The organism is Streptomyces mobaraensis, from assembly GCF_020099395.1.
In the GTDB taxonomy this organism is placed as follows: Bacteria; Actinomycetota; Actinomycetes; order Streptomycetales; family Streptomycetaceae; genus Streptomyces.
Map to the genome: position 1 here is coordinate 3,832,148 of NZ_CP083590.1, position 23,312 is coordinate 3,855,459.

22 protein-coding genes are annotated in these 23,312 nt (G+C 72.2%); 11 read left to right on the top strand and 11 right to left on the bottom strand.

What is annotated here, in order from left to right; all coding sequences use genetic code 11:
* The first annotated feature begins 172 nt into the window (after window positions 1-172).
* Complete coding sequence (locus K7I03_RS16630) at window positions 173-850, top strand: GntR family transcriptional regulator (protein WP_224347081.1); 678 nt, start codon at window positions 173-175, stop codon at window positions 848-850.
* Window positions 847-2,148, top strand: a complete 1,302-nt coding sequence (locus tag K7I03_RS16635; RefSeq protein WP_185940301.1) for an MFS transporter — start codon at window positions 847-849, stop codon at window positions 2,146-2,148. Before K7I03_RS16630 ends, K7I03_RS16635 begins: the two co-directional genes overlap by 4 nt.
* A gap of 24 nt (window positions 2,149-2,172) precedes the next feature.
* Here the strand turns inward: K7I03_RS16635 and K7I03_RS16640 are convergent, their stop codons facing one another.
* Complete coding sequence (locus K7I03_RS16640) at window positions 2,173-3,003, bottom strand: maleylpyruvate isomerase family mycothiol-dependent enzyme (protein ID WP_185940300.1); 831 nt, start codon at window positions 3,001-3,003, stop codon at window positions 2,173-2,175.
* Between the two features lie 130 nt (window positions 3,004-3,133).
* Here K7I03_RS16640 and K7I03_RS16645 point away from each other — a divergent pair, with 130 nt between their 5' ends.
* Both K7I03_RS16645 and K7I03_RS16650 read left to right on the top strand, forming a co-directional pair.
* A complete protein-coding gene (locus K7I03_RS16645; protein ID WP_185940299.1) occupies window positions 3,134-3,913 on the top strand; it encodes a carbon-nitrogen family hydrolase in 780 nt (259 codons plus the stop codon).
* Window positions 3,914-3,997: 84 nt separating this feature from the next.
* A complete protein-coding gene (locus K7I03_RS16650; protein ID WP_185940298.1) occupies window positions 3,998-4,708 on the top strand; it encodes a hypothetical protein in 711 nt (236 codons plus the stop codon).
* Window positions 4,709-4,774: 66 nt separating this feature from the next.
* On the opposite strand, the gene K7I03_RS16655 is transcribed toward K7I03_RS16650, so the two are convergent.
* Together K7I03_RS16655 and K7I03_RS16660 are read right to left on the bottom strand one after the other, a co-directional pair.
* Window positions 4,775-5,281: an NUDIX hydrolase gene (locus tag K7I03_RS16655; RefSeq protein ID WP_185940297.1), complete on the bottom strand. Its 507-nt coding sequence runs from the start codon at window positions 5,279-5,281 to the stop codon at window positions 4,775-4,777.
* On the bottom strand, window positions 5,278-6,384 hold the full coding sequence (locus K7I03_RS16660; protein WP_185940296.1) for a helix-turn-helix domain-containing protein: 1,107 nt from the start codon (window positions 6,382-6,384) through the stop codon (window positions 5,278-5,280). The genes K7I03_RS16655 and K7I03_RS16660 overlap by 4 nt, the downstream gene beginning before the upstream one ends.
* 219 nt (window positions 6,385-6,603) lie before the next feature.
* Between K7I03_RS16660 and K7I03_RS16665 the strand changes: the two genes are divergently transcribed.
* Together K7I03_RS16665 and K7I03_RS16670 are read left to right on the top strand one after the other, a co-directional pair.
* Window positions 6,604-6,774: a hypothetical protein gene (locus K7I03_RS16665; protein ID WP_185940295.1), complete on the top strand. Its 171-nt coding sequence runs from the start codon at window positions 6,604-6,606 to the stop codon at window positions 6,772-6,774.
* On the top strand, window positions 6,767-6,982 hold the full coding sequence (locus K7I03_RS16670; RefSeq protein WP_185940294.1) for a hypothetical protein: 216 nt from the start codon (window positions 6,767-6,769) through the stop codon (window positions 6,980-6,982). The genes K7I03_RS16665 and K7I03_RS16670 overlap by 8 nt, the downstream gene beginning before the upstream one ends.
* Window positions 6,983-7,313: 331 nt before the next feature.
* Here K7I03_RS16670 and K7I03_RS16675 read toward each other — a convergent pair whose 3' ends face one another.
* Complete coding sequence (locus K7I03_RS16675) at window positions 7,314-8,561, bottom strand: helix-turn-helix transcriptional regulator (RefSeq protein WP_185940293.1); 1,248 nt, start codon at window positions 8,559-8,561, stop codon at window positions 7,314-7,316.
* 75 nt (window positions 8,562-8,636) lie between these two features.
* Between K7I03_RS16675 and K7I03_RS16680 the strand changes: the two genes are divergently transcribed.
* On the top strand, window positions 8,637-8,990 hold the full coding sequence (locus K7I03_RS16680; RefSeq protein ID WP_185940292.1) for a hypothetical protein: 354 nt from the start codon (window positions 8,637-8,639) through the stop codon (window positions 8,988-8,990).
* Between the two features lie 156 nt (window positions 8,991-9,146).
* Entirely contained in the window at window positions 9,147-10,970 is a 1,824-nt protein-coding gene (locus tag K7I03_RS16685; RefSeq protein WP_185940291.1) for an NHL domain-containing thioredoxin family protein, read from the top strand.
* 15 nt (window positions 10,971-10,985) lie between these two features.
* Here the strand turns inward: K7I03_RS16685 and K7I03_RS16690 are convergent, their stop codons facing one another.
* From K7I03_RS16690 to K7I03_RS16705, 4 genes are all read right to left on the bottom strand, one after another.
* Window positions 10,986-11,210: a DUF6458 family protein gene (locus K7I03_RS16690; protein WP_185940290.1), complete on the bottom strand. Its 225-nt coding sequence runs from the start codon at window positions 11,208-11,210 to the stop codon at window positions 10,986-10,988.
* A gap of 305 nt (window positions 11,211-11,515) precedes the next feature.
* Window positions 11,516-12,127, bottom strand: coding sequence for a DUF4232 domain-containing protein (locus K7I03_RS16695; protein ID WP_185940289.1), 612 nt, complete (start codon window positions 12,125-12,127; stop codon window positions 11,516-11,518).
* 92 nt (window positions 12,128-12,219) lie between these two features.
* On the bottom strand, window positions 12,220-13,509 hold the full coding sequence (locus K7I03_RS16700; RefSeq protein ID WP_185940288.1) for a M18 family aminopeptidase: 1,290 nt from the start codon (window positions 13,507-13,509) through the stop codon (window positions 12,220-12,222).
* Between the two features lie 106 nt (window positions 13,510-13,615).
* A complete protein-coding gene (locus K7I03_RS16705) occupies window positions 13,616-15,442 on the bottom strand; it encodes an acyl-CoA dehydrogenase (RefSeq protein ID WP_185940287.1) in 1,827 nt (608 codons plus the stop codon).
* Between the two features lie 142 nt (window positions 15,443-15,584).
* Here K7I03_RS16705 and K7I03_RS16710 point away from each other — a divergent pair, with 142 nt between their 5' ends.
* On the top strand, window positions 15,585-16,037 hold the full coding sequence (locus tag K7I03_RS16710; protein ID WP_185940286.1) for an SseB family protein: 453 nt from the start codon (window positions 15,585-15,587) through the stop codon (window positions 16,035-16,037).
* 227 nt (window positions 16,038-16,264) lie between these two features.
* Here K7I03_RS16710 and K7I03_RS16715 read toward each other — a convergent pair whose 3' ends face one another.
* A complete protein-coding gene (locus K7I03_RS16715) occupies window positions 16,265-17,257 on the bottom strand; it encodes a trypsin-like serine peptidase (RefSeq protein ID WP_185944296.1) in 993 nt (330 codons plus the stop codon).
* A 110-nt stretch (window positions 17,258-17,367) separates the two neighbouring features.
* Between K7I03_RS16715 and K7I03_RS16720 the strand changes: the two genes are divergently transcribed.
* Window positions 17,368-18,315 carry a pirin family protein gene (locus K7I03_RS16720; RefSeq protein WP_185944297.1) on the top strand — a complete coding sequence of 316 codons (948 nt, stop codon included), beginning with the start codon at window positions 17,368-17,370 and terminating at the stop codon, window positions 18,313-18,315.
* A 248-nt stretch (window positions 18,316-18,563) separates the two neighbouring features.
* Here the strand turns inward: K7I03_RS16720 and K7I03_RS16725 are convergent, their stop codons facing one another.
* A complete protein-coding gene (locus tag K7I03_RS16725; protein WP_185944298.1) occupies window positions 18,564-20,708 on the bottom strand; it encodes an ATP-binding SpoIIE family protein phosphatase in 2,145 nt (714 codons plus the stop codon).
* 151 nt (window positions 20,709-20,859) lie between these two features.
* Here K7I03_RS16725 and aspS point away from each other — a divergent pair, with 151 nt between their 5' ends.
* The gene (gene aspS, locus K7I03_RS16730) at window positions 20,860-22,626 is read left to right on the top strand and encodes an aspartate--tRNA ligase (RefSeq protein WP_185944299.1); all 1,767 of its coding nucleotides are present in this window, start codon (window positions 20,860-20,862) and stop codon (window positions 22,624-22,626) included.
* A 168-nt stretch (window positions 22,627-22,794) separates the two neighbouring features.
* On the opposite strand, the gene K7I03_RS16735 is transcribed toward aspS, so the two are convergent.
* Entirely contained in the window at window positions 22,795-23,169 is a 375-nt protein-coding gene (locus tag K7I03_RS16735) for a DNA-binding response regulator (RefSeq protein ID WP_185944300.1), read from the bottom strand.
* Window positions 23,170-23,312: the final 143 nt, after the last annotated feature.

Consider the following 23,312-nt stretch of genomic DNA (forward strand, 5'->3'; position numbering starts at 1 on the left):
CCCGGCCGAGGCGTCCGCCCCGCCCGGCCGAGGCGTCCGCCCCGCCCGGCCGAGGCGTCCGCCCCGCCCGGCCGAGGCGGGGGTGCCGGTGTCGACGCGGTCCGTACCACACCCCGTCCATATCGCGGACAGCCCCTCATCAAGGCATCTGTCTTGTATCTATGCTGTGTGCATGCCTCCCACCCCCGCTGCGTCCCCCTCCATGGCGCCCGCCACCCGGCCCGCCGCGGCCGACCGCGTCTACGCCCATGTCAAGGACGGCGTCCTGCACCGGCGGTACGCCGGTGGGACGCTGCTCACGGAGGGCGGTCTCGCGGAGGCCGTAGGGGTCTCCCGGACGCCCGTACGGGAGGCGCTGCTGCGGCTGGAGGGCGAGGGGCTGCTCAAGCTCTACCCGAAGAAGGGGGCGCTCGTGCTGGCCGTGTCCGCCCAGGAGATCGCGGATGTGGTGGAGACCCGGCTGCTGGTGGAGAAGCACGCGGCGGCCAAGGCCGTACCCGCGCCACCGGCCCTCATCACCCGGTTGGAGGAACTGCTCGCGGACATGCGCCGGCAGGCCGCCGAGGGCGACCTCGCCGCCGTCTCGGTCAGCGACCGCGCCTTCCACGCGGAGATCGTCCGCAGCGCCGGGAACCAGATCCTGTCCCGCCTCTACGACCAGCTCCGCGACCGCCAGCTCCGGATGGGCGTCGCCGCGATGCACGCCCACCCGGACCGCATCGCCAAGAACATCGCCGAACACGCCGAGATCCTGGACGCCCTGCGGGCCGGGGACGCGCCCGCGGCCATCGCCGTCGTCGACCGGCACGTCAGCTGGGTGCGCACCCTCGCCCAGGGAAACGACCGATGACCGCCCCCTGCCCGGGCCTGCCCGGGGACCCGCCGGGCGGCCGGCGGGCGGCGGCGGTCTGGGGCGTCGGAGTCGGCGTCTACTTCGTCGCCATCGTCTTCCGCACCAGCCTCGGCGTGGCCGGGATCGACGCGGCCGAGCGGTTCCACATCAACGCCTCGGCCCTGTCCACGTTCTCCATACTCCAACTGCTCGTCTACGCGGGCATGCAGATACCCGTCGGCCTGATGGTCGACCGCATGGGCACCAAGAAGGTGCTCGCCCTCGGCGCCGTCCTCTTCACCGCCGGGCAGCTCTGCTTCGCGCTCTCCCACTCCTACGGGATGGCCCTCGCCGCCCGCGCCCTCCTCGGCTGTGGCGACGCGATGACGTTCATCAGCGTCCTGCGGCTCGGCGCCCGCTGGTTCCCCGCCCGGCACGGGCCGATGGTCGCCCAGGTGGCGGCCCTGTTCGGGATGGCCGGCAACCTCGTCTCGACCCTCGTCCTCGCCCCGCTGCTGCACTCCCGCGGCTGGACCGCGACCTTCGGGGGCAGCGCGGCGGCCGGTGTCGTCGTCCTCGTCCTGCTCCTGGTCTTCCTCCGGGACCACCCGGAGGGGTACGCACCGGCCCCCGCCCCGCACCCGGGCGCCGGCTACGTCCGGCAGCAGATCGGCCGCGCCTGGCGGGAGCCCGGCACCCGGCTGGGCATGTGGGCGCACTTCACCACGCAGTTCCCGGCCATCGTCTTCCTGCTGCTGTGGGGCATGCCGTTCCTCGTCGAGGCCGAGGGGCTGAGCCGGGAGACCGCGGGCCGGCTGCTCACCCTCGTCGTCCTGGTGAACATGGCCGTCGGCCTGGTCTACGGCCAGATCGTCGCCCGGCACCACGCCGCCCGGCTGCCGCTCGTCCTCGGCACGATCGGCGCGACCGCGCTCCTCTGGGCGGCCACCCTGGCCTGGCCCGGACCGCACGCCCCCATGTGGCTGCTGATCACCCTCTGCGCGGTCCTCGGCGCCTGCGGCCCGGCCTCCATGATCGGCTTCGACTTCGCCCGGCCCGCCAACCCGCCGGAGCGGCAGGGGACGGCGTCCGGCATCGTCAACATGGGCGGCTTCACCGCGTCCATCACCACCCTGCTGGCCATCGGCGTCATCCTCGACGCGACCGGCGACGACTACCGGGCCGCCTTCGCCACCTTCTTCGCCGTCCAGGCGGTGGGCCTGGCCCAGATCCTGCGGCTGCGCGACCGGGTCCGGCGGCGGGAGCGGGAACGGGTGGTGGCGTCGCGGGTGGAGACGGTGCACGTACCGGTGTGACGGGGTGCGGGGCCCGTGAGCGCGTCAGGGCGTCACCGCGAACGCCCGCAGGATCGCCTCCGCCAGCCGGGGATCGCCCTCCGCCGAGACCCGGCCCGCCACCCCCTCGGGCCGGACCCGCCCGCAGGCCAGCCGGAGGTACGTCTCCCAGTCCATGGCGAGCGTCACCGCGGGCCCGAGCGACACGCTGGAGTCGAGCGTGCCCCGCCCGTCCGCGTCGACCCGGACGGTCCGCAGGAACTCCACCGGCCCGTGCACGTCCACGGCCACCGCGCTGCCGGGCGGCGCCCCCGCGTCCTTGGCCACCACCTTCGGCAGCCCGGCCAGCAGCACGTCACGGGCGACCAGGGCGCCCGGCGCGTCCAGGTTGCCGGGCACGCCCAGCGCCCGCCGCAGGTCCTGTTCGTGCACCCACACGTCGAAGGCCCGCATGGTCAGCTGGTGTTCGAGCGTCCGCTCCGGTCCCGCGCCCAGCGGCCAGCGCACCGGCGTGCCCGGCGACCGCGTCTCGTTCCGCAGCTGCCGCGACCGCCGGATGATCGTCAACTCCAGTTCGGACGTCATCTCCAGCGCGGTGTGGCAGCGCCGGACGTCGACCTGCACCTCCACGTACCGCGAGAACTCGTCGGTGACGTGAAACAGGTCCCGGGGGAGCGTGTGGATCGGCCGGGGCTCGCCCAGCATCTCGCTCTCCACCCCGATGACGTGCGAGACGACGTCCCGCACCGACCAGCCCGGGCACTCCGTGGGCCGGTTCCAGTCGCCCTCGGCGAGCGGTCTCACCAACTCGTTGATCGCTTCGATGGAATGGGTCCAGGCGTCGATGGCGGGCTGCAGACTGGGGTGGACGGTCACGTGATCCCTCGTGCGGTGCGTGCGTTCGGCGGCATGGTTACGGGGCAAGTGCTGTCTGGGTCTCAGCAGTTAAGTTACGCTGCGCACGGGCAGCACGGCAGAGGTTTCCCGGGCCGAGAGTGGTGGTACTGTGCGCGTCTCCCTGATCCAGCTCGCCGTGGACCCGGCCGAGACGACGGACGCCCGGCGGCAGCGCGCGGCGGACCTCGTCCGCGCCCAGCGGGGCCGCGACCTGGTGGTCCTCCCCGAGCTCTGGACGGTCGGCGCCTTCGCGTTCGACTCCTTCACTACCGGCTCCGAGCCGCTCAACGGCCCCACGGCGACGGCGATGTCGGCCGCCGCGCGGGACGCCGGAGTCTGGCTGCACGCCGGCTCGATCCTCGAACGGGACCCGGACGGCGCCCTGTTCAACACCTCCCTCCTCTTCGCCCCCGACGGCACCCTCGCCCGCACCTACCGCAAGATCCACCTCTTCGGCTTCGACCGGGGCGAGGCCGTTCTGCTGAGCGCGGGCCACGACATCGTCACCGCGCCCCTTCCGGAGACCGTCCTCGGCCTCGCCACCTGCTACGACCTCCGCTTCCCCGAACTCTTCCGGGCCCTGGTCGACGCCGGCGCCCAGACCCTCGTCATCCCGGCCGGCTGGCCCGAGCGCCGCCGCGCCCACTGGACGCTGCTGGCCCGCGCCCGCGCGGTCGAGGACCAGGCGTACGTCCTGGCCTGCGGCACGGCGGGCACCCACGCGGGCGTACAGCAGGCGGGCCACAGCCTCGTGATCGACCCTTGGGGAGAGGTCCTGGCGGAGGCCGGCCCGGACGAGCAGGTGCTCACGGCCGACCTGGACATGGACCGGGTGGCGCGGACGCGCGAGGAGTTCCCGGCGCTGCGCAACCGGGTGCTGGGCCGGTAGCGGAGCCAACTCCCCAGGGGCTAACCCCCCCAGCGGATCCTGCCATTCCGGTTGCTGTCGCGGCTGACCATGTACGGTCAGGCCATGAACGACCAGCACCCGTACGCCCCGAACGAGCCGCTCCCCGCGGCGGCCCCTCCGCTGCCGCCGACCCTTCCCGTACCGAACCGGACCGCGGGCCGCCGGTTCTGGTCGGCCGCGGCGGCGGGCGCGCTGGCGGCGTCGATCGTGTGGGGCGCCGCCCTGGCGCTGACCGGCGGGGGCGACGGGGACGGGGCCGCCCCCGACATCAGCGCGTACCGGACCGGCGTGGACCTCTGCAAGGAACAGTCCACCAAGGCGGTCGAACGCCTCTACACGCTCAAGGACCCCAAACCGGCCACGCTCCGGCACGCGAACATGGACCGCAGCGAATGCAACCGGGACCTGGAGCGCAAGGGATCGGACGGCGACCGCCCCACCATGCTCAGCGCCTCCTTCAGTCTCCACAAAAAGGCCGACCCGGGACCCGCGTTCGTCGCGGAGGCGGAAGGCGCCGACTACGTCCCGGAGGCCAAGACCAGCGTCAAGAAGATTCCGGATCTCGGGGAACGGGCCTATCTCGTGGAGTCGAACTTCGAGTTCGCCCGCTTCTTCACGCTGAGCGTCCAGGACGGCGGAGCGGTCTACGTCGTGAAATACACCGGCGGCCCCCGCTCCGAGGCGGAGAAGAACGGCGACGCCGCCGGCGCGAAGGTGGAGAGCGCCCTTATCGAGGACACCAAGACCACGCTCGCCGCGCTCAGGCGGTCTTGAGGTCCCTGCGGTGACAAACGCCCTCATCGGGACCTGGGGCGAGCGCGTGTCCGGCGGGCCGCGTGCCTACCCCAAGTAGGGCGAAGGCCGCTCCTCCAGAAAGTGCCGGAGCCGCAGCCGCTGTGTGCGGTGCATGGGAAGCGCGTCCAGCTCGTCCGCCCGCACGAACCGAAGCTCCGTGCTCTCGTCCGAGATCACCGGTTCCCCACCCGTGATCCGCGCGGTGAAGCAGACGTTGAACTGCCGCCTCACCTCTCCGTCGCTGTACGCGATGACGTGCCGGGGGTCGGTGTACGTACCGACGAGCCCGGTGATCTCCACATCGAACCCGGTCTCTTCCTTGACTTCCCGCACGGCGGCCCCGGGCAGCGAATCCCCGAGCTCCATGCCGCCGCCCGGGAGCGCCCAGAGGCCGCTGTCTCGGCGCCGTTGCAGCAGGATGCGGCCTTGGCCGTCGGTGACGACGGCCGAGGCGGCCACGACCATGCTGTTGGGCTGTGGCGCGTCGGGATCGTCGTAGAACTCCGTGCGCGTCTTCGTCCCGGTACGAGGTTCAGACCCGTCGGCCGTCATGACTTCTCGATCTCCGCCATGAGCAGCCGTAGCGTCAAAGAATGCCTTTCCGGCGGCAGGGCTTCCAGAGCCGCCCGGGCGTAGGCGGCTCCACCCGAGGGGTCCCCGGACCTTGCCAGCATGAGTCCCCGGTGCATTTCCAGATGTGTAGCGAATCGGGGCAGTTCCGCGGGGAGTTCCCGGCGGGCCGATTCCTGGGTTTCCACGGCTCCGCGTTCGTCTCCCAGACGGGCCAGGAGAAGGGACAGGAAGACGTTCATACGCCACCAGGGCACCGCGTAGTCGCTGGTCTGCTCGTGTGATCCCGCCTTGTCGAAGATGCGCCGCCCCTGGTCCGCCAAGTGGAGCGCTGTCGCCCGGTCCCCCCTGATCGCTGCCGCGTGCGCCTTTCCCATGACCGCGTTGAGGAGGCCGAGCGAAGGGCTCGCCGATATCGCCATGGCCTGGTCGGCCAGAACGTCGGCGACACCAAGAGCGGCGCCCTCGTACCCCAGGGCGATAGCGGCACGCCCTCGGACCCAGATCCGGGACTCGTCATCGCCCGACCGGTCCGCCGCTTCCGCTGCCATGCGGTACCACTGAACCGTCCTGGACCCGTCGGAGCCGGGAAACGTCTTGGCGTAGAGCGTCATGAGCCGCGCGGCCACGCCCCACAATCGCGGCTGGTCCAACTGCTGCTGCAACGAGACCAATGCGCCGGCCACACGCCGTTGGATGTCCGACGCACCCAGGCTCATGTATTCCGTGCCGTAGGCGTCCAGTCGGCTTTCCCACTCTTCGACGGACGGGCCGCCATGGAGCCTGGCCGCGAACCCGGCGCTCAGCAAATCCGAAGCGACAATCGGCGCTATGGCGGTGGCCGCCGCATCGGACAGGAACGTACGACGTCTCATCTCGCCCTCAAGCACTGCTAGGGGAACGTCCAGGACGGCCGACAGGCATCGGAGGTAGAACGCCCCGGGGGACACCTTGGAGCGTTCCCAACGGCTGACGTACTCCCGGCCCAGCGTCGTTCCGAAGGCGCTGTTGATCTCGTCCGCCAGCCGTCCTTGCGACCAGCCTCGCGCCTCTCGCAGGTCTCTGATCAATGCGCCGATGGCCATGGACCCATCCTGCCCTCATAGCTGCCCCCTCGGGGCCCAAGAACCGGTGTTCGAGCCGTACTTGCCCCTATCGATGCCCCTGCGCGCGCAGCGCACGTGGCGAGATCTTGAGAGCCGGAAGCAGGACCCGCGGGCTCGGGTGACGGCCCGGGACGCGGACTACCCGAAGAGGGGGACAGCCATGGCCAAGCCTGACGCGATCACCCGAGGGGGCGACGCGTGACGCACATGTCACCCAGGCGAGCCCTCGTTCCCAACCCGCACGCTCCGTGCGCCGAGTGCACCCGGATCACCGACGCCCGGCACGCCGCAGAACGCTCGGGCGACTGGGCCCGCGCGGAGCTGCTGCGCCGGGACAGCCTGAAGCACGCGGAGGCGCACCGTGGCTGACTGGATCCCCCAGCTGCTCGAATTGGTCCTGGACACCGACCGGGATGAGCTCGGCGTGGTGGTCGGCTGGGATTGCGACACCCGGCGGCCCACCCTCCGGCCCGTGGCGGGCGGACGCACGTGGCGCCCGGCGAGGTACCGCCGGGCCGATGCCATGGACCGGCTGCGCGCCCGGGTGATCCGGCAGAACCGCGAGGGGCGCCGATGAGCGAGGGAGTCTGCGAAGGGTGCGCCTGGTGGGATGACGTGATCGCCAAGACGGAGCGACGGATGCGCGACGCCCCGGACCGGTGGGAGCGTGCGCGCCTGGCGAAAGAGCTGGGTAACTACCGGACCAACCGGGATGACCACCTTCGGATGCCTCACGAGCGGTGGCGCTGATGAAGCCGGGGGCCGATGAGACGTCTATGGCGGCATGGCCGACGATGGGGAGCGCGAAGGGAAGCAGCGCATGATCCACGGCGAGCACCTGGCGAAGGACCTGCGACGCGACCACGGGTTCGTACACATCGGGCGCACCAAGGACGGCAACGCCGTGATCATGCGCAAGGGCGACCGCTGGACCGTCGTGCCGCGCCTCCGCCCGGGAGGGCACCGGTACTGCCGAGGAGCGCACGCACCTCCGGGACCTCGCGGAACCGCTCCAGACGCGAGAGTACGACCTGGGTGCGCCGCGCCGTCCTGTCACTGGCCAGGCTCGCGGACAGCGTTATGACCCGCTCCGCCGTCGCCGCCGCCTCCTCCGGCTCGTTGGCGTCGGTCAGTGCGACGGCCAGCCACGACAGGTAGAGCGCGAGTTCGCGCGTGTGCGTCGCGTCGTAGCGGCCGAGGACGTCCCGGAGCACCGGGACGGCTCGAAGCGGACGACGCAGCTCCGTGTAGACGCGGGCTTCCATGATCCGCAGCTCCCCGGCGTCCACCCAGTAGAGATAGCCGGGTTCGTCCTCCCCACCATGGCCCGCCAGTGCTTCGCCCGCTTCGTTGACGGCCCTGATGGCCGCCTGGTCCTCCCCGGCTTTGGCATGCGCCCATGCCACACGGTCCAGGTACAGGGCGCGCGCTCGTGGTGGTGCCGCGCGGGCGTTCTCCAGGGCCGCGCGGGCCATGCCGAGCCCTTCCTGTACGTCCCCCGTGTTCGTGCGCTGGTAGGCCAGCGAGCCCAGCACGTTGCCCGCCAGCGTCGCGTCCTCCGCCGTATGCGCTGCCGACAGGCCCAGCCGGTAGATCCGCTCGGCTTCCGCGTGCCGGCCGGCGTCACTCGCGATCCATCCGGCGATCTGTGCCAACTCCCCGATGACCCGCAGCAGCGATCGGCCCACGGCCTCCGTGTGGGTCCCTTCCCTGAACAGCCGTACGGCGGCGCCGAACTCGCGCAGTGCGGGGCGCAGCAAGTCGCCCCCGGAGATCACATCGTCGGCGAGCCTGAGCCCGTGGACGCGCCGCTGTAAGTCGGCCACGGTGGTCACACCGACGCGTCGCCCTTCGCGAGCGCCGAGCGGGGCGAGCGGATCGCCCTCGGGCAAGTAGTCGGTCAGCGACGGCGGGGGCGGCTCAACAGGCTCGCGCGACGCCCGGAGCGCTTCCACAGGCACCCCAAGAGCCGTGGAGATAAAGGGCAACCACTCGCGGGGCGTCCGCTTTCCCGTTTCCCACCTGCTGACTTCCTGCCGTCCGACCGGCTGCCCCTGAACACCGGCGACGCGGCACACCTCGCGTGCCAACCGCGCCTGACTCCATCCGCGCTGATCACGGAACCGCCTGATGTTGGCCGCGACGTTTCCCGTCATGCCCTCAGTCTGGCCGACACCCGGCCTACACGGGGCCGCTAGTCGGCACACTCCTCCGGCAGGAGGATCACCGGCATGGCCAAGCGAGGAAATGCACCACCGGCCGCCCTGGAGCGCGCGCCCGCCGTGCCGCACACCAGTGGCCCGCCCATGTATCCGACCCGTGACGAGTGCGGGATCTGCGGCCGGTACCGCAGCGCTGTCAACGGCGCGATGGGGCGCGCCCAATGGGCCCGTGTCCAAGGCTTTCAGGACGAGGCCGACGCCGTTCGCCGCGAGGCCGCCGACTACCTCAAGGGTGGAGGGAACACCTCGCGCAGGTCCCGCACAGGCCGGCGTGACGGCTCCGGGTTCCGTGCGGCGGCCGAGACCTGGTGGATCGCCGACATACCGCTGGACCGTCGTGCCGCTCCGGTGGCTCACCGGTGACGCCGTGGCCACGATCAAGGCGCAGGCCGGGATCGGCCTCAGCTGAGTCCCGGCGGCCGCGCACGGGCGCTCCCGCGTCTGAGGGGCGGGCCGACCGCCCGGCCCGCGTCAGGTGCCTGTGATCCCGCGTTCACAAGCGGATGGCACCCTTGAACCATGAACGCCGCTTCGCCCGCCCCCCGCCGCCCCCGTGTCCGTGCCCCCGAGCTCGTCGGTGCCGGTGGCTGGCTGAACACGGGGGGCGAGGAGCTCTCCCTGGCCGCGCTGCGGGGCCGGATCGTGATCTTGGATTTTTGGACCTTTTGCTGTGTGAACTGCCTGCACGTCCTGGACGAGCTCCGGGAGCTGGAGGAGAAGCACCGGGACACCACGGTGATCATCGGGGTGCACTCGCCGAAGTTCGTCCACGAGGCCGAGCACCAGGCCGTCGTCGACGCCGTCGAGCGGTACGGGGTCCACCACCCCGTCCTGGACGACCCCGAGCTCGCCACCTGGAAGCAGTACGCCGTCCGGGCCTGGCCCACGCTCGTCGTCGTCGACCCCGAGGGGTACGTCGTGGCGCAGCACGCGGGCGAGGGGCACGCGCACGCCCTGGAGGCGCTGGTCACCGAGCTGGAGGCGGAGCACGAGGCGAAGGGGACGCTGCGGCGCGGCGACACCCCGTACGTGGCCCCCGAGCCGGTCGCGGGGGAGCTGCGGTTCCCGGGGAAGGCGCTGGCCCTGCCCGGGGGCGGCTACCTGGTCTCGGACACCACCCGGCACCAGCTCGTCGAGCTCGCCGCGGACGGCGAGACCGTCGTCCGGCGGATCGGCACGGGGGAGCGCGGGTTCAGCGACAGCCCGGCGCGGTTCAGCGAGCCGCAGGGGCTCGCGCTGCTGCCCGACGGGCGGGTGGCCGTCGCCGACACCGTCAACCACGCGCTGCGCGTCTACGACCCGGAGACCCACGTGGTCGGCACGCTGGCCGGCACCGGCCGCCAGTGGTGGCAGGGCGCGGACACCGCCGGGCCGGCGCGCGAGGTCGCCCTGTCCTCGCCGTGGGACCTGGCCTGGTTCGCGGACCGGCTCTGGATCGCCATGGCCGGCGTGCACCAGCTGTGGGCCTACGACCCGGCCGCCGGCACCGTCGGCGTCGCGGCCGGCACCACCAACGAGGGCCTGGTCGACGGGCCCGCCGGGGAGGCGTGGTTCGCCCAGCCGTCCGGGCTGGCCGCCGCGGAGGACCGGCTGTGGGTCGCGGACTCGGAGACGTCCGCGCTGCGTTACGTCGAGCGCGACGGCGACGGCTTCGCGGTCCGCACCGCCGTCGGCACCGGCCTGTTCGACTTCGGGCACCGGGACGGCGACGCGGCGCAGGCCCTGTTCCAGCACCCGCTCGGCGTCACCGCCCTGCCCGACGGCTCGGTCGCCGTCGCCGACACCTACAACCACGCCCTCCGCCGCTACGACCCGGCGACCGGCCAGGTCACCACCCTGGCGACCGACCTGCGCGAGCCGTCCGGCGCGGTCCTCGACGGCGACGACATCGTCGTCGTGGAGTCCGCCCGGCACCGGCTGACGCGGCTGCGGCTGCCGGAGGAGGCGGTACGCGTCGAGTCCGTGGCCCACCGCACCCGGCGCGAGGCGACCGAGGTCGCGCCCGGCGAACTGCTGCTCGACGTCGTCTTCCACGCGCCGGCCGGCCAGAAGCTGGACACCCGGTACGGGCCGTCCACACGGCTGCTGGTCAGCGCCACGCCCCCGGAGCTGCTCGCCGAGGGCGCCGGCGCGGGCACGGACCTCGCCCGGCGCGTCGTTCTCGCGGACGGCGTCGGGGAGGGCGTGCTGCACGTCTCGGCGATGGCCGCGTCCTGCGACGACGACCCCGCCAACGAGTACCCCGCCTGCCATGTCCACCAGCAGGACTGGGGTGTTCCGGTTCGCGTCGTCCCCGGCGGGGCGGACCGGCTGCCGCTGGTCCTGGCCGGGCTCGACGCCTGATTGCTCGGTCGGGGGTCAGCGGACGAACCGGTGGTCCTCCTCGACCACCGGCGCCGCCGGCGGGGGCGGCTGCGTGCGGCGGCGCTTGAAGACGGCGACGTACGCGTTGAGACCGATGAGGCCGGCTGCCATGAGGATCAGGCCGGCGAGGGTGAGGTTGACGCCTTCCATGTGCCAGTCGACCGCGAAGGTCAGGATCGCTCCTGTCGCGATCAGGCCGATGCACCATCCCATGCCCATGGGGTGTCTCCTTCCGGGAGCGGTCGGCCGTTCATCGACGCGCCTACCCCCGGGTGGGGAGGGGATGTGCCCCGGTCCCGCCCTTTCACCATTTCGTGCGGGGGCTCCGCCCCCGCGCCCCCCGAAACCGCGCTCCGCGCGGTTGTCCTCAAACGCCGGACGGGCTGGATAGCGTGCCCGGGCGCACGATTCAGCCCGTTGGGGGTACCCCCTCTGGGGGAGTTTGAGGACGAGCGGCGAAGCCGCGAAAGGGGGTCTGGGGCGCAGCCCCAGGAATCGGTGAAGGGGCGGGACTGGGGCACCCCTCACCCGCCCAGCGCAGCGCCCTCGCTCGCCACCCAGTACGACGTCCGCACCGAATCGTCAATCCGCAGCTTCCCGCCCGGCAGCGCCGCCGGTACCTCGCCGCCCTCCACCGGATCCCCGTTCGCCGCCTGGAGGCCGACGGACAGTTCCTTGGCCTCGCGGGCCGTCCCGCCGTCGGGGGAGGTGGGCCGGACGCCGGCGTACGCGGCCTTCCCGGCGGCCAGCCGGACCGGCTCCTTCGGCTTGCTGGCGGCGTCCATGTCGGCGGTCGCCTGGTCCTTGTCGAAGCGGAGGAAGGGGAAGCCGTAGGCGGTGCACTCCTTCTTCGCGGTGGCGACGAGGAGCAGCGCGCCGGCCGGCTTCTTCGCCGGGCGGGCCTCGACCTTCACATCGGCGGGCGCGCAGGCGTCGCCCTTCTTGGCGCCCTTGCCCGCGCTGTCCTCGCCCGCGGCGCCGGGCGGCGCGTCGGAGGCCGTAGCCGCCGACTTGTCGCTCTTGCCGTCACCGTCACCCTTGCCGCCGCCACCACCGCCCCCGCCGCAGGCGGTGAGGGTCAGGGCGGCCGCGGCGGTGAGGGCGACGGCGGTGGTCCGCAGGAGGCGGTGGGTCATGGGTTCCCCCGGGTGGGATGTGGTGGATCGGTGGTGCGCCGCCCAACCCGCCCGCGGGAACCGCCGGTTCGCAGCCAGACCCCGACGGGGTGTCAGCCCGCCACGAAGGCGGTGAGCACCGAGGCGAGCAGATGCGGGTCGTCCGCGCCGCAGAGTTCGCGGGCGGAGTGCATGGAGAGGATAGCGATGCCTATGTCGACGGTGGCGATGCCGTGCCGGGCGGCGGTGATCGGGCCGATGGTGCTGCCGCAGGGGACGGAGTTGTTGGAGACGAAGTGCTGCCAGGGCACGCCGGCCCGTTCGCATGCCTCGGTGAACGCGGCCCGCCCGCCGCCGTCCGTCGCGTAGCGCTGGTTGGCGTTGGTCTTGAGGATGGGGCCGCCGTTGGCGACGGGGTGGTGGCCGGGCTCGTGCCGCTCCGCGTAGTTGGGGTGCACGGCGTGGCCGGTGTCGGAGGAGAAGCAGATGGTGCCGGCGAAGGCGCGCGCCCGGTCCTCGTACGCCCCGCCGCGCGCGAACACCGAGCGTTCCAGGACGTTTCCGAGCAGTGGGCCCTCGGCGCCGGTGTCGGACTGGCTGCCGTTCTCCTCGTGGTCGAACGCGGCGAGGACGGGGATGTACGGCAGCGATTCGGAGGTGACGGCGGCGGTCAGGGCGGCGGTGCCGGCGTGGACGGAGACGAGGTTGTCCATCCGCGGCCCGGCGAGGAGTTCGCGGTCGCGGCCGAGGTACGCCGGGGGTTCGACGCTGTGCGTCATCAGGTCCCAGCCGGTGATCTCGTCGGCGCCGACGCCCGCCTCCTCGGCGACGAAGCGGACGAGGTCGCCCTCGTGGACGTCGCCCAGGCCCCACAGCGGGGTCATGTGCCGCTGCCGGTCCAGCGTCAGGCCGTCGTTGACGGCGCGGTCCAGGTGGATGGCGAGCTGTGGGACGCGCAGCAGCGCGCGGTCGACGTGGACGAGCCGGTGCTCGCCGCCGCGCAGTGTGATCCGCCCGGAGAGGCCCAGGTCGCGGTCGAGCCAGGTGTTGAGCAGGGTGCCGCCGTAGATCTCGACGGCGATCTGGCGCCAGCCGTGCGCGCCGGTGTCGGGCCGCGGCTTGACGCGCAGGTTGGGGGAGTCGGTGTGCGCGCCGATGATGCGGAAGGGGGTGGCGGCCGTCGCGCCGTCGGGCACGTACCAGGCGATGAGCGCACCGCCGCGGATGACGAACTTGCCGCCCGCCGACGCGTCCCACGCGTCGGTCTCCGCGAGCTGCCGGAAACCCGCCTTCTCCAGCCGGGCCGCGGCGTTGGCCACCGCGTGGTACGGCGAGGGGCTCGCCGCCAGGAAGGACATGAGGTCGTCGGTATGGCCGCGGTCGAAGCGGTGCGCAGTGCTCATGGCCTCAGGATAAGGAGCGCGGCAAGGGGTGCGGCGGGAACGCGCGGAGGCCCGCTCCGGCGCGGAGCGGGCCTCGTGCGTCAAGAGGCGAGGGGCCGTCGGACGGTTAGAACGCGGCCTCGTCCAGCTCCATCAGCGACTGGTCGACGTTCTCGGCGAGGGTGCGCTCGACCGAGACGCCCGGCAGGACGTTCGCGGCGAAGAACTTCGCGGCGGCGATCTTGCCGGTGTAGAACGCCTTGTCCTTGGCGGCGGCGGCCGGCAGTTTCTCGGCGGCGACGGCCGCGCCGCGGAGGAGCAGGTAGCCGACGACGACGTCACCGGAGGCCATCAGCAGGCGGGTGGTGTTGAGGCCGACCTTGTAGATGGACTTGACGTCCTTCTCGGTGGCGGCGAGGTCGGTCAGCATGGTGCCGACGATCGCCTCCAGCTCACCGGCGGCCTTGGCGAGCTGCTCGCGGGCGGCGGCCAGCTCCTCGCCGCCGGCGGCCTCGGCGAGGAACTTCTTGATCTCCTCGGAGAGGGTGGTCAGCGCCTGGCCCTGGTCGCGGACGATCTTCCGGAAGAAGAAGTCCTGGCCCTGGATGGCGGTGGTGCCCTCGTAGAGGGTGTCGATCTTGGCGTCGCGGATGTACTGCTCGATCGGGTACTCCTGGAGGTACCCGGAGCCGCCGAACGTCTGGAGCGACTGCGCCAGCTGCTCGTACGACTTCTCGGATCCGTAGCCCTTGACGATCGGCAGCAGCAGGTCGTTGAGGCCGTTCAGCGCCTTGGTGTCCTCGCCGGCGGCCTCCTTGACCATGATCTCGTCCTGGACCGCGGCCGTGTAGAGGACGAGGGCGCGCATGCCCTCCGCGTACGCCTTCTGCGTCATCAGCGAGCGGCGCACGTCCGGGTGGTGCGTGATGGTGACCTTGGGGGCCGTCTTGTCCATGAAGTTGGCCAGGTCGGGACCCTGCACGCGCTCCTTGGCGTACTCCAGGGCGTTCAGGTAGCCGGTGGAGAGGGTGGCGATGGCCTTCGTGCCGACCATCATCCGCGCGAACTCGATGATCATGAACATCTGGCGGATGCCGTCGTGCTTCTCGCCGATGAGCCAGCCCTTGGCGGGGTGCTTGTCGCCGAAGGTCATCTCGCAGGTGTTGGACGCCTTGAGGCCCATCTTGTGCTCGACGTTGGTGGCGTAGACGCCGTTGCGGTCGCCCAGCTCACCGGTCTCGAAGTCGAACTCGTACTTGGGCACGAGGAAGAGCGACAGGCCCTTGGTGCCCGGACCGGCGCCCTCGGGGCGGGCCAGCACGTAGTGGAGGATGTTGTCGGCCATGTCGTGCTCACCCGACGTGATGAACCGCTTCACGCCGGTGATGTGCCAGGAGCCGTCCTCCTGCCGCACCGCCTTGGTGCGGCCGGCGCCCACGTCCGAACCGGCGTCCGGCTCGGTGAGGACCATGGTCGAGCCCCACTGCTTCTCGACCGCGATCTTCGCGATGTGCTTCTGCTGCTCGGTGCCCTCCGCGAACAGCACACCCGCGAAGGCCGGGCCCGAGGAGTACATCCAGACGGCCGGGTTGGAGCCGAGGATCGTCTCCGCGAAGCCCCACAGGAGGCTGCGCGGCGCGACCGTGCCGCCGATCTCCTCCGGGATGCCCAGGCGCCACCACTCGGCGTCCATGTACGCCTGGTAGCTCTTCTTGAAGGTGTCCGGGACGGGCGCGGTGTTGGTCTCGGGGTCGAAGACCGGCGGGTTCCGGTCGGTGTCGGCGTAGGACGCGGCCAGCTCGTTCTCCGAGAGGCGGGCGATCTCCGACAGGATGTCCTTGGCGGTCTCGACGTCCATCTCCGCGAACGGGCCGGTGCCGTACAGCTTGTCGCGGCCGAGCACCTCGAAGAGGTTGAACTCGATGTCGCGGAGATTCGACTTGTAGTGGCCCATGACAACGGCTCCGTAAGGGGTGACGGGAGGGCGTTCCTCGTGCTTACCGAGTGCGTACCGATCAGTAATCTGCATGATGCTACCCACCGGTAATAAGAAGCAACCCCTGTTGGGCCAACTGTGACTGGTTACGCTTTGGCCCATGTACGGCTACGACCAGAACGTGGGACAACAGGGCTACGCGCCGCCGCAGCAGCCCGGCGGCTACGGCGAGCAGCCGCTCTACCCCGAGCCGTCCCCGCCGTCGCTCGCCGACGCGGTACGGGCCTTCACCACCGGCTCGATGTCCGCCGAGGACTTCCAGGTGATCTTCGCCAACTCCAAGGTCTACTGCCCCCGCGGCGAGAACCCCGGCTTCCTCGCCCTGCACAACACCCAGCACCCGGTGATCCCGATGTTCACCTCCCTGAAGGAGCTGCGGCGCTACGCGGGCAAGGAGTCGAAGTACTTCGTCATCACCGGGGCGGAGGTGATCGATCTGCTGCCGACGGGGTACGGGTTCGTGCTCGACATGGAGGGGGACCACCGGATGGTGTTCGACGCGAAGGCGGTCGAGCAGATGGTGGACTTCGCGATGCGGCGGATGTACGGGTAGGGGTTCGCCCCGGTCCCTCCCCCAGAGGGGGGACCCCCACTTCGCCGCTTCCTGGGGCTGACGCCCCAGACCCCCTTGTCCTCAAACGCCGGACGGGCTGACTGGTCAGCCCGTCCGGCGTTTGAGGACAGCCGCGCGGAGCGCGGTTGCGGGGGTGCGGGGGCAGCGCCCCCGCAAGAAACGGTGAAGTGGGGGTCCCCCCCTCTGGGGGAGGGTCCGGGGCACCCTCACCCGGCGGTCGCCCGCCGGTACAGCCGCTCCACTGCGCCCCCGAAGTACGAGCTGTACGACGTCTCGTCGTCCCCGCCCTCGTCCTTCCCCCCGAGCACACCCACCACCGTCCCCAGCCCCGAATCCGCATCCACATCCGTGAGCAGCGGACTCCCGCTCGTCCCCCCGGGCAGCCCCGCACAGTCGAACCGCAGCTGCGAAGCGCTCTCCCGCCGCACCACGCTCTGGCAGGCCAGCGGCCGCTCGCCCTCCCCCGGGTAGCCGAGGACCCGGGCCGGGCGGTCCACCGCCGGGCGGAAGGCGATGCGTTCGGCGCCCGTGACGTCCTCCACCCGTGTGTCGGTGCCGACTTGGCGCACCCGCAGGAACGCGACGTCGTGGTCCTCGTCCCGGTCGGACATCCACTCGGGGTCGACGTCGATCGAGGTCGGTACCCAGACGCCGTAGGGCGCCTCGCCGTCGTGGTAGCCGGGGGCGAAGGCGACGTCGGTGCGGAAGCCGTTGGTGTACACGCAGTGCGCGGCGGTGACCAGCAGGTCCCGCTCCCGGCTGTGGACGACGCTCGCGGTGCAGCCGTGGCCGGGCTCGTCCTGGTCGGTGGAGAAGAGGGGCCCGATGGCGGGCGAGGGGTCCCGGGGGGCGGCCTCCAGGGGCCGGGACGGTGGGAGGGGATCCGTACGCGCCTTCCGGCCCGCGCCCCGGTCCGCCGCCCGCGCCACGGGCCGCCCCGGCGTACCGGGCTCGATCCGTACCGCCGAGGCCATCGCGTCCGCGGCCGCGTCCCCCACCCCCTCCGGCTCGGCGTAGTGCCCCGAGGACTCGCCGGCGGCGAGCGGCCCGTCGGTGGCCGCGCCGCGGGTCGCCACCAGTACGCCCAGCAGGGCCAGGGCCAGCACGGTGGCGAAGAGGACGGTGTACCCGGCCTTGCCGGGGCCGGGCCGGGGTCCGGGGCTCGCTCCCGTTCCGGTCCGGGCGGATCTGGCACGCATTGATCAAGTGTCCCAGGAGACAGGCCGGGAACACCCACTCCTTGCAGGTTGTTCAGGCTTCAACTAAATTGGAGGCAACCCGGGGGACGGAACGTCCGAAGGAGGGCGACATGCCTGCTGTAACTGCGGAGAACCCGCTGACCCTGCCGCGCGTGACGGCACCCGTGGGCCCCGCGGCCCGCCCGGTGCTGGCGGTGTCCACCGCGCCCGCCGGGTTCGAGGGCGAGGGCTTCCCGGTCCGCCGGGCCTTCGCCGGCATCGACTACCGGCACCTCGACCCGTTCATCATGATGGACCAGATGGGCGAGGTGGACTACGCGGCCGGGGAGCCGAAGGGCACCCCCTGGCACCCGCACCGCGGCTTCGAGACGGTCACGTACATCATCGACGGCACCTTCGTGCACCAGGACTCGCACGGCGGCGGTGGCGTGATCACCGACGGCGACACCCAGTGGATGACCGCCGGCTCCGGACTGCTGCACATCGAGACGCCGCCCGAGGAACTGGTGGTCTCCGGCGGGCTGTTCCACGGCCTCCAGCTGTGGGTCAACCTGCCGGCCAAGGACAAGATGATCGCGCCCAAGTACCAGGACATCCGCGGCGGCAACGTCAGGCTGCTCGCCTCGGAGGACGGCGGCGCGCTGGTCCGGCTGATCGCCGGGGACGTCGCGGGCCACGCCGGCCCGGGCGCCACGCACACCCCGATCACGATGATCCACGCCTCGCTCAGCCCCGGCGCCCGCCTGGTGCTGCCCTGGCGGCCCGACTTCAACGCGCTGGCCTACGGGCTGGCCGGGCACGGCACGGCCGGCACAGAGCGGCGGCCGTTCCGCAGCGGGCAGGCGGTGGTCTTCGGGGCCGGGGACGCGCTGGTGGTCCAGGCCGGGGACGTCCAGGACTCCCGGAGCGAGCGGTTCGAGGTGGTGCTGCTCGGCGGGCTGCCGCTGCGCGAGCCGATGATGCACTACGGCCCGTTCGTCATGAACACCCACGCCGAACTCGCCCAGGCCTTCGACGACTTCAAGGCCGGGCGGCTGGGGACGATCCCCGCGTCCTGACAGCGCCGCCGGGCTCGCCGATGACCGGTCCATTCATCCGGTGAATCACTCCAACGAGTGAAGGCGGTCGGTGTTCCCCTCACCCGGCGCGGGGGAAGAAATCGGGCCCGCCCCTCCCGCGCGGGCCCGGCCCCTCCGGGTCCACCGGAGGGGCGCTCCGGACGCGGTGGGGGCTCACCCGGTTCAGGGGGTGAGCCCCCACCGCCCATGCTCCGGCGTGTCACCCCACCGCCCCGCACCCCGGCGCGTCAGGTGATCGCCGCCAGCTCGTCCGGCGACGGCCGCCCCGCCTCGTACAGCTCGAACCAGATGTTCTTGCCCTCGCCCCGCGGGTCCACCCCCCAGGCCCCGGCGAGCAGCTCCATCAGCACCAGCCCGCGCCCCGACGAGGCCATCTCGCCGGGGTGGCGCCGGTGCGGCAGCTCGTCGCTGGTGTCCGCGACGTCCACCCGCACCCGCCGGTGCCCGCGCTCCCCGGACACGGACGCCCTCAGCAGCGCGTCGCCGTCCGTGTGCACCAGCACGTTGGTGAGCATCTCGGAGACCATGAGCACCGCCGAGTCGGTCTGGTCCGGGTCCGGCCAGTCGTGCATCAGGTCCCGCACCTGCTGCCGGGCCTCCGCGATGCGCTCCGGCTCGGCCTGGGCGATGCTCATCACCGTGCGCCGCGGCGGCGGCTCCGCGGCCCGCGCGGCGGCGGGGGCCGGTGCCTCGCGGCGGAGCAGGAGCAGCGCGATGTCGTCCTCCCGCCGGTCCACCAGCGGCCCGGTCGTGTAGTGCGAGGACGGGCCGTGGACGGCCTGGACGAGGGCGTCCGCCAGGGTCTCCAGGAACTCCGGGTCGTCCGCCGCCTGCTCGCCCTCGATGACCTCCCGCAGCCGCGACCAGCCGGTCTCCAGGTCGTGCCCGCCGGTCTCGATCAGGCCGTCGGTGCAGACCAGCATGGTCTCGCCGGGTTCCAGGAGCAGCCGGGTGGTGGGGTAGTCGGTGTCCGGGTCGATGCCCAGCGGCAGCCCGCCGGCCGTGGCGCGGACCAGCATGGTGCCGTCGGCCATCCGGATCGCCGGGTCCGGGTGGCCGGCCCGGGCGATGACCAGCAGCCCGGTCGCCGGGTCCACCTCGATGTAGAGGCAGGTGGCGAAGCGCGGGTCCGGGGGGACGCCGTCGTCGACGCCGGACAGGCCGCTCTCGTTGATGCCGGACAGGAAGCGGGAGGCGCGGGAGAGGACGGCGTCCGGGTGGTGCCCCTCGGAGGCGTAGGCGCGCAGCGCGATCCGCAGCTGGCCCATCAGCCCGGCGGCCCGGACGTCGTGCCCCTGGACGTCCCCGATGACCAGCGCGAGCCGGCCGGAGGGCAGCGGGATCATGTCGTACCAGTCGCCGCCCACCTCCAGGCCGCCGCCGGTCGGCACGTAGCGGGCCGCCACGGTCATCCCGGGGATGTCCGGCTGGACGGTCGGCATCATCGAGCGCTGGAGGCCGGCGGAGAGCTCCTTCTCCGACTCGTGGACGCTCGCCCGGCTCAGCGCCTGCGCCAGCATCCGGGCGACCGTGGTGAGCACCGACCGCTCGTCCGGGGTGAAGGCCACCGGCACGCTGAACCCGGCCATCCAGGCGCCGATCGTCTGCCCGGCGTTGATCAGCGGCAGGAACGCCCAGGACTTCCGGCCGAACCGGGCCACCAGCGGCCAGACCTGCGGGAAGCGGCGGGCGTAGTCCTCGGGGGAGGGGATGTAGATGGCCCGGCCGGTGCGGACGACCTCGGGCGCCGGGTGGTTGCCGTCCAGCGGTATCTCCAGGAACGCCGAGACGTCCTCCAGCGCGTAGCCGTGGTGGCCGATCAGCGTCACCCGGCCGCCGTCGGTGCCGAAGACCGCCAGCGCCGACGGCTCGAACCCCGGCATCGACAGGCCCGCCGCCACCCGCAGCACCTCGGCGGTGGACCGGGCCTCCGCCAGCGCCCGGCCCGCGTCCAGCAGGAACGCCTCCCGGTTGCGGCGCCAGTCGCCGGTGACGGTCGTCCGGGCGGGCGAGGTGCCGGGGTGCGGCGCCGGGACCTCCTCCAGGATGCCGACGAGCGACCGGGGGCCGCCGTGGGCCGACTGGCGGGTGCGGGCGCGGACCGTGCGGCGTACCCGGCCGGCCTCGTCCACCACCCGGATGCGGGCCTCGGCGAGCGCGTCCTCCGCGACGGCCACGCTGATGATGCCCTGGAACTCCACCCAGTCCACCGCGTGGAAGCGGGCGCGCGCGGCCGACTCCGACAGCTCCGTCCGTTCGGCGGGCAGCCCCAGCAGCCGGGCGGCCTCGGCGTCGAAGGTGACGCGTCCCGTGGCCCCGTCCCAGTGCCACAGGCCGGTCGCGACGGCGGCCAGCACGTCCTCGGTGCGCATTGCCCCACTTTATGCGGGTTCGCTCGGTGCAGACCACCGATGGCGGGTGGGGCAGTACCCTTGCTCAGTGCTGTATGCACGCTAACCCAGTGCGGCGAGCCAGTGCAGCGCGCCCCTCGAACCACGCCTTCGACCACGACTTGGATGAACGATGCATCGTTACCGGTCCCACACCTGCGGCGAGCTCCGTGCGGCTGACGTCGACACCGACGTGCGCCTGAGTGGCTGGCTGCACAATCGGCGCGACCTGGGCGGCATCCTCTTCATCGATCTCCGCGACCACCACGGTCTCGTGCAGCTCGTCGCCCGCCCCGGCACCCCCGCCAACGAGGCGCTGGGCCGGCTCACCAAGGAGACCGTCGTCCGTATCGACGGTCGCGTCATGAGCCGCGGCGCCGAGAACGTCAACCCCGACCTGCCCACCGGCGAGATCGAGGTCGAGGTCACCGAGGTCGAGGTGCTCGGCGCCGCCGAGCCGCTGCCCTTCACGATCAACACCGAGGACGGCGTCAACGAGGAGCGCCGCCTGGAGTACCGCTTCCTCGACCTGCGCCGCGAGCGCATGCACCGCAACATCATGCTGCGCGGCGCCGTCATCCGGGCCATCCGCGAGAAGATGACCGCGCAGGGCTTCAACGAGCTCGCCACCCCGATCCTGTCCGCCACCTCCCCCGAGGGCGCGCGCGACTTCCTGGTGCCGTCCCGGCTGCACGCCGGCAAGTTCTACGCCCTGCCGCAGGCGCCGCAGCAGTTCAAGCAGCTGCTGATGATCGCGGGCTTCGACCGCTACTTCCAGATCGCGCCCTGCTTCCGCGACGAGGACGCCCGCGCCGACCGCTCGCCGGGCGAGTTCTACCAGCTCGACATGGAGATGTCCTTCGTCGAGCAGGAGGACGTCTTCCAGGTGATCGAGAAGGTCATGACCGAGCTCTTCGAGGAGTTCGGCAACGGCCGCCACGTCACCTCGCCGTTCCCGCGCATCCCGTTCCGCGAGGCGATGCTCAAGTACGGCTCCGACAAGCCGGACCTGCGCGCCAAGCTGGAACTGGTGGACATCTCCGACGTCTTCGAGGGCTCGGAGTTCAAGGCGTTCGCCGGCAAGCACGTGCGCGCCCTCGCGGTGCCGTCCGTGCAGGACCAGCCGCGCAAGTTCTTCGACGGCCTCGGCGAGTTCGCCGTCGAGCAGGGCGCCAAGGGCCTGGCCTGGGTCCGCGTCGGCGAGGACGGGACGCTGTCCGGCCCGATCGCCAAGTTCCTCACCGAGGAGAACGTCAAGGTCCTCACCGAGCGGCTCGGCCTGGCCGCCGGCCACGCCGTCTTCTTCGGCGCGGGCGAGTTCGACGAGGTCAGTAAGATCATGGGCGCGGTCCGCGTCGAGGCCGCCAAGCGGGCCGGCCAGTTCGAGGAGAACGTCTTCCGGTTCTGCTGGATCGTCGACTTCCCGATGTTCGAGAAGGACGAGGAGACCGGCAAGATCGAGTTCTCCCACAACCCGTTCTCCATGCCTCAGGGCGGCCTCGAGGCCCTGGAGACGATGGACCCGCTGGACATCCTCGCCTGGCAGTACGACATCGTCTGCAACGGCGTCGAGCTCTCCTCCGGCGCCATCCGGAACCACGAGCCCGAGGTCATGTACAAGGCGTTCGGGATCGCCGGCTACTCCCAGGAGGAGGTCGAGCGCGAGTTCGGCGGCATGCTCCGCGCGTTCAAGTTCGGCGCCCCGCCGCACGGCGGCATCGCCCCGGGCGTCGACCGCATCGTGATGCTGCTGGCCGACGAGCCCAACATCCGCGAGACCATCGCCTTCCCGCTCAACGGCAACGCCCAGGACCTGCTGATGGGCGCCCCGAGCGAGGTCGACGAGTCCCGGCTGAAGGAACTCCACCTGTCGCTGCGCAAGCCGCCGACGGTGAAGTAACCGCGAGAGCCGTACGACGAGGGGCCCGGCGCCGATGTGCCGGGCCCTTCCGCGTTGCCCTTCCGGTACCGGCGCTCCGGTGGCCGGAGTGGCCGGGGCGTCCGGAGTGACCAGGACGTCCGGAGTGGCCGGGGCGGCCCCCACCCCCGTGGGGAGCCGTCGGCCGGCTCACACCAGCACACCGAGCTCGGGCAGCGGCTCCGGCGGGCAGCAGCCGGCCGCGGCGTGCACCGCCCGGCCCAGCCGTCGCGGGGTGACCCGGTGCATCGGGAGGACGGTCCGCGCGCCGTACTCCCACACCGCCATCAGCTCCGCGTCGCCGAGCCCGTCGGCCACCACCAGCAGCGGCGCCCAGTTTCCGGCGCTCCGCCGGCGCAGTTCGCCCGCGGCGTCGCGGTCGTGCCGCCCGAGCAGCAGGATCTGCACCGCCGCGCCGCTCCTCACCACCCGGAGGGCGGGCAGGGTCCGCAGGTCGCGGACGAGGCGGGCGCGGCCCACCTCGTCGGAGGCGTGCACGCTCACGGTGATTCGGTCATCCAACACTGGTCCGGTCTTCCTTCGGTCTCCCCCACGGCCAACACCCCACAGCCTGGCGCGCTCCGCTCAACGAACGATTGCCGAACGATCAACGCGCGTTGACCGGAGACGGGACAGGGCCCGGAACCTGTGGTTCCGGGCCCTGCGGC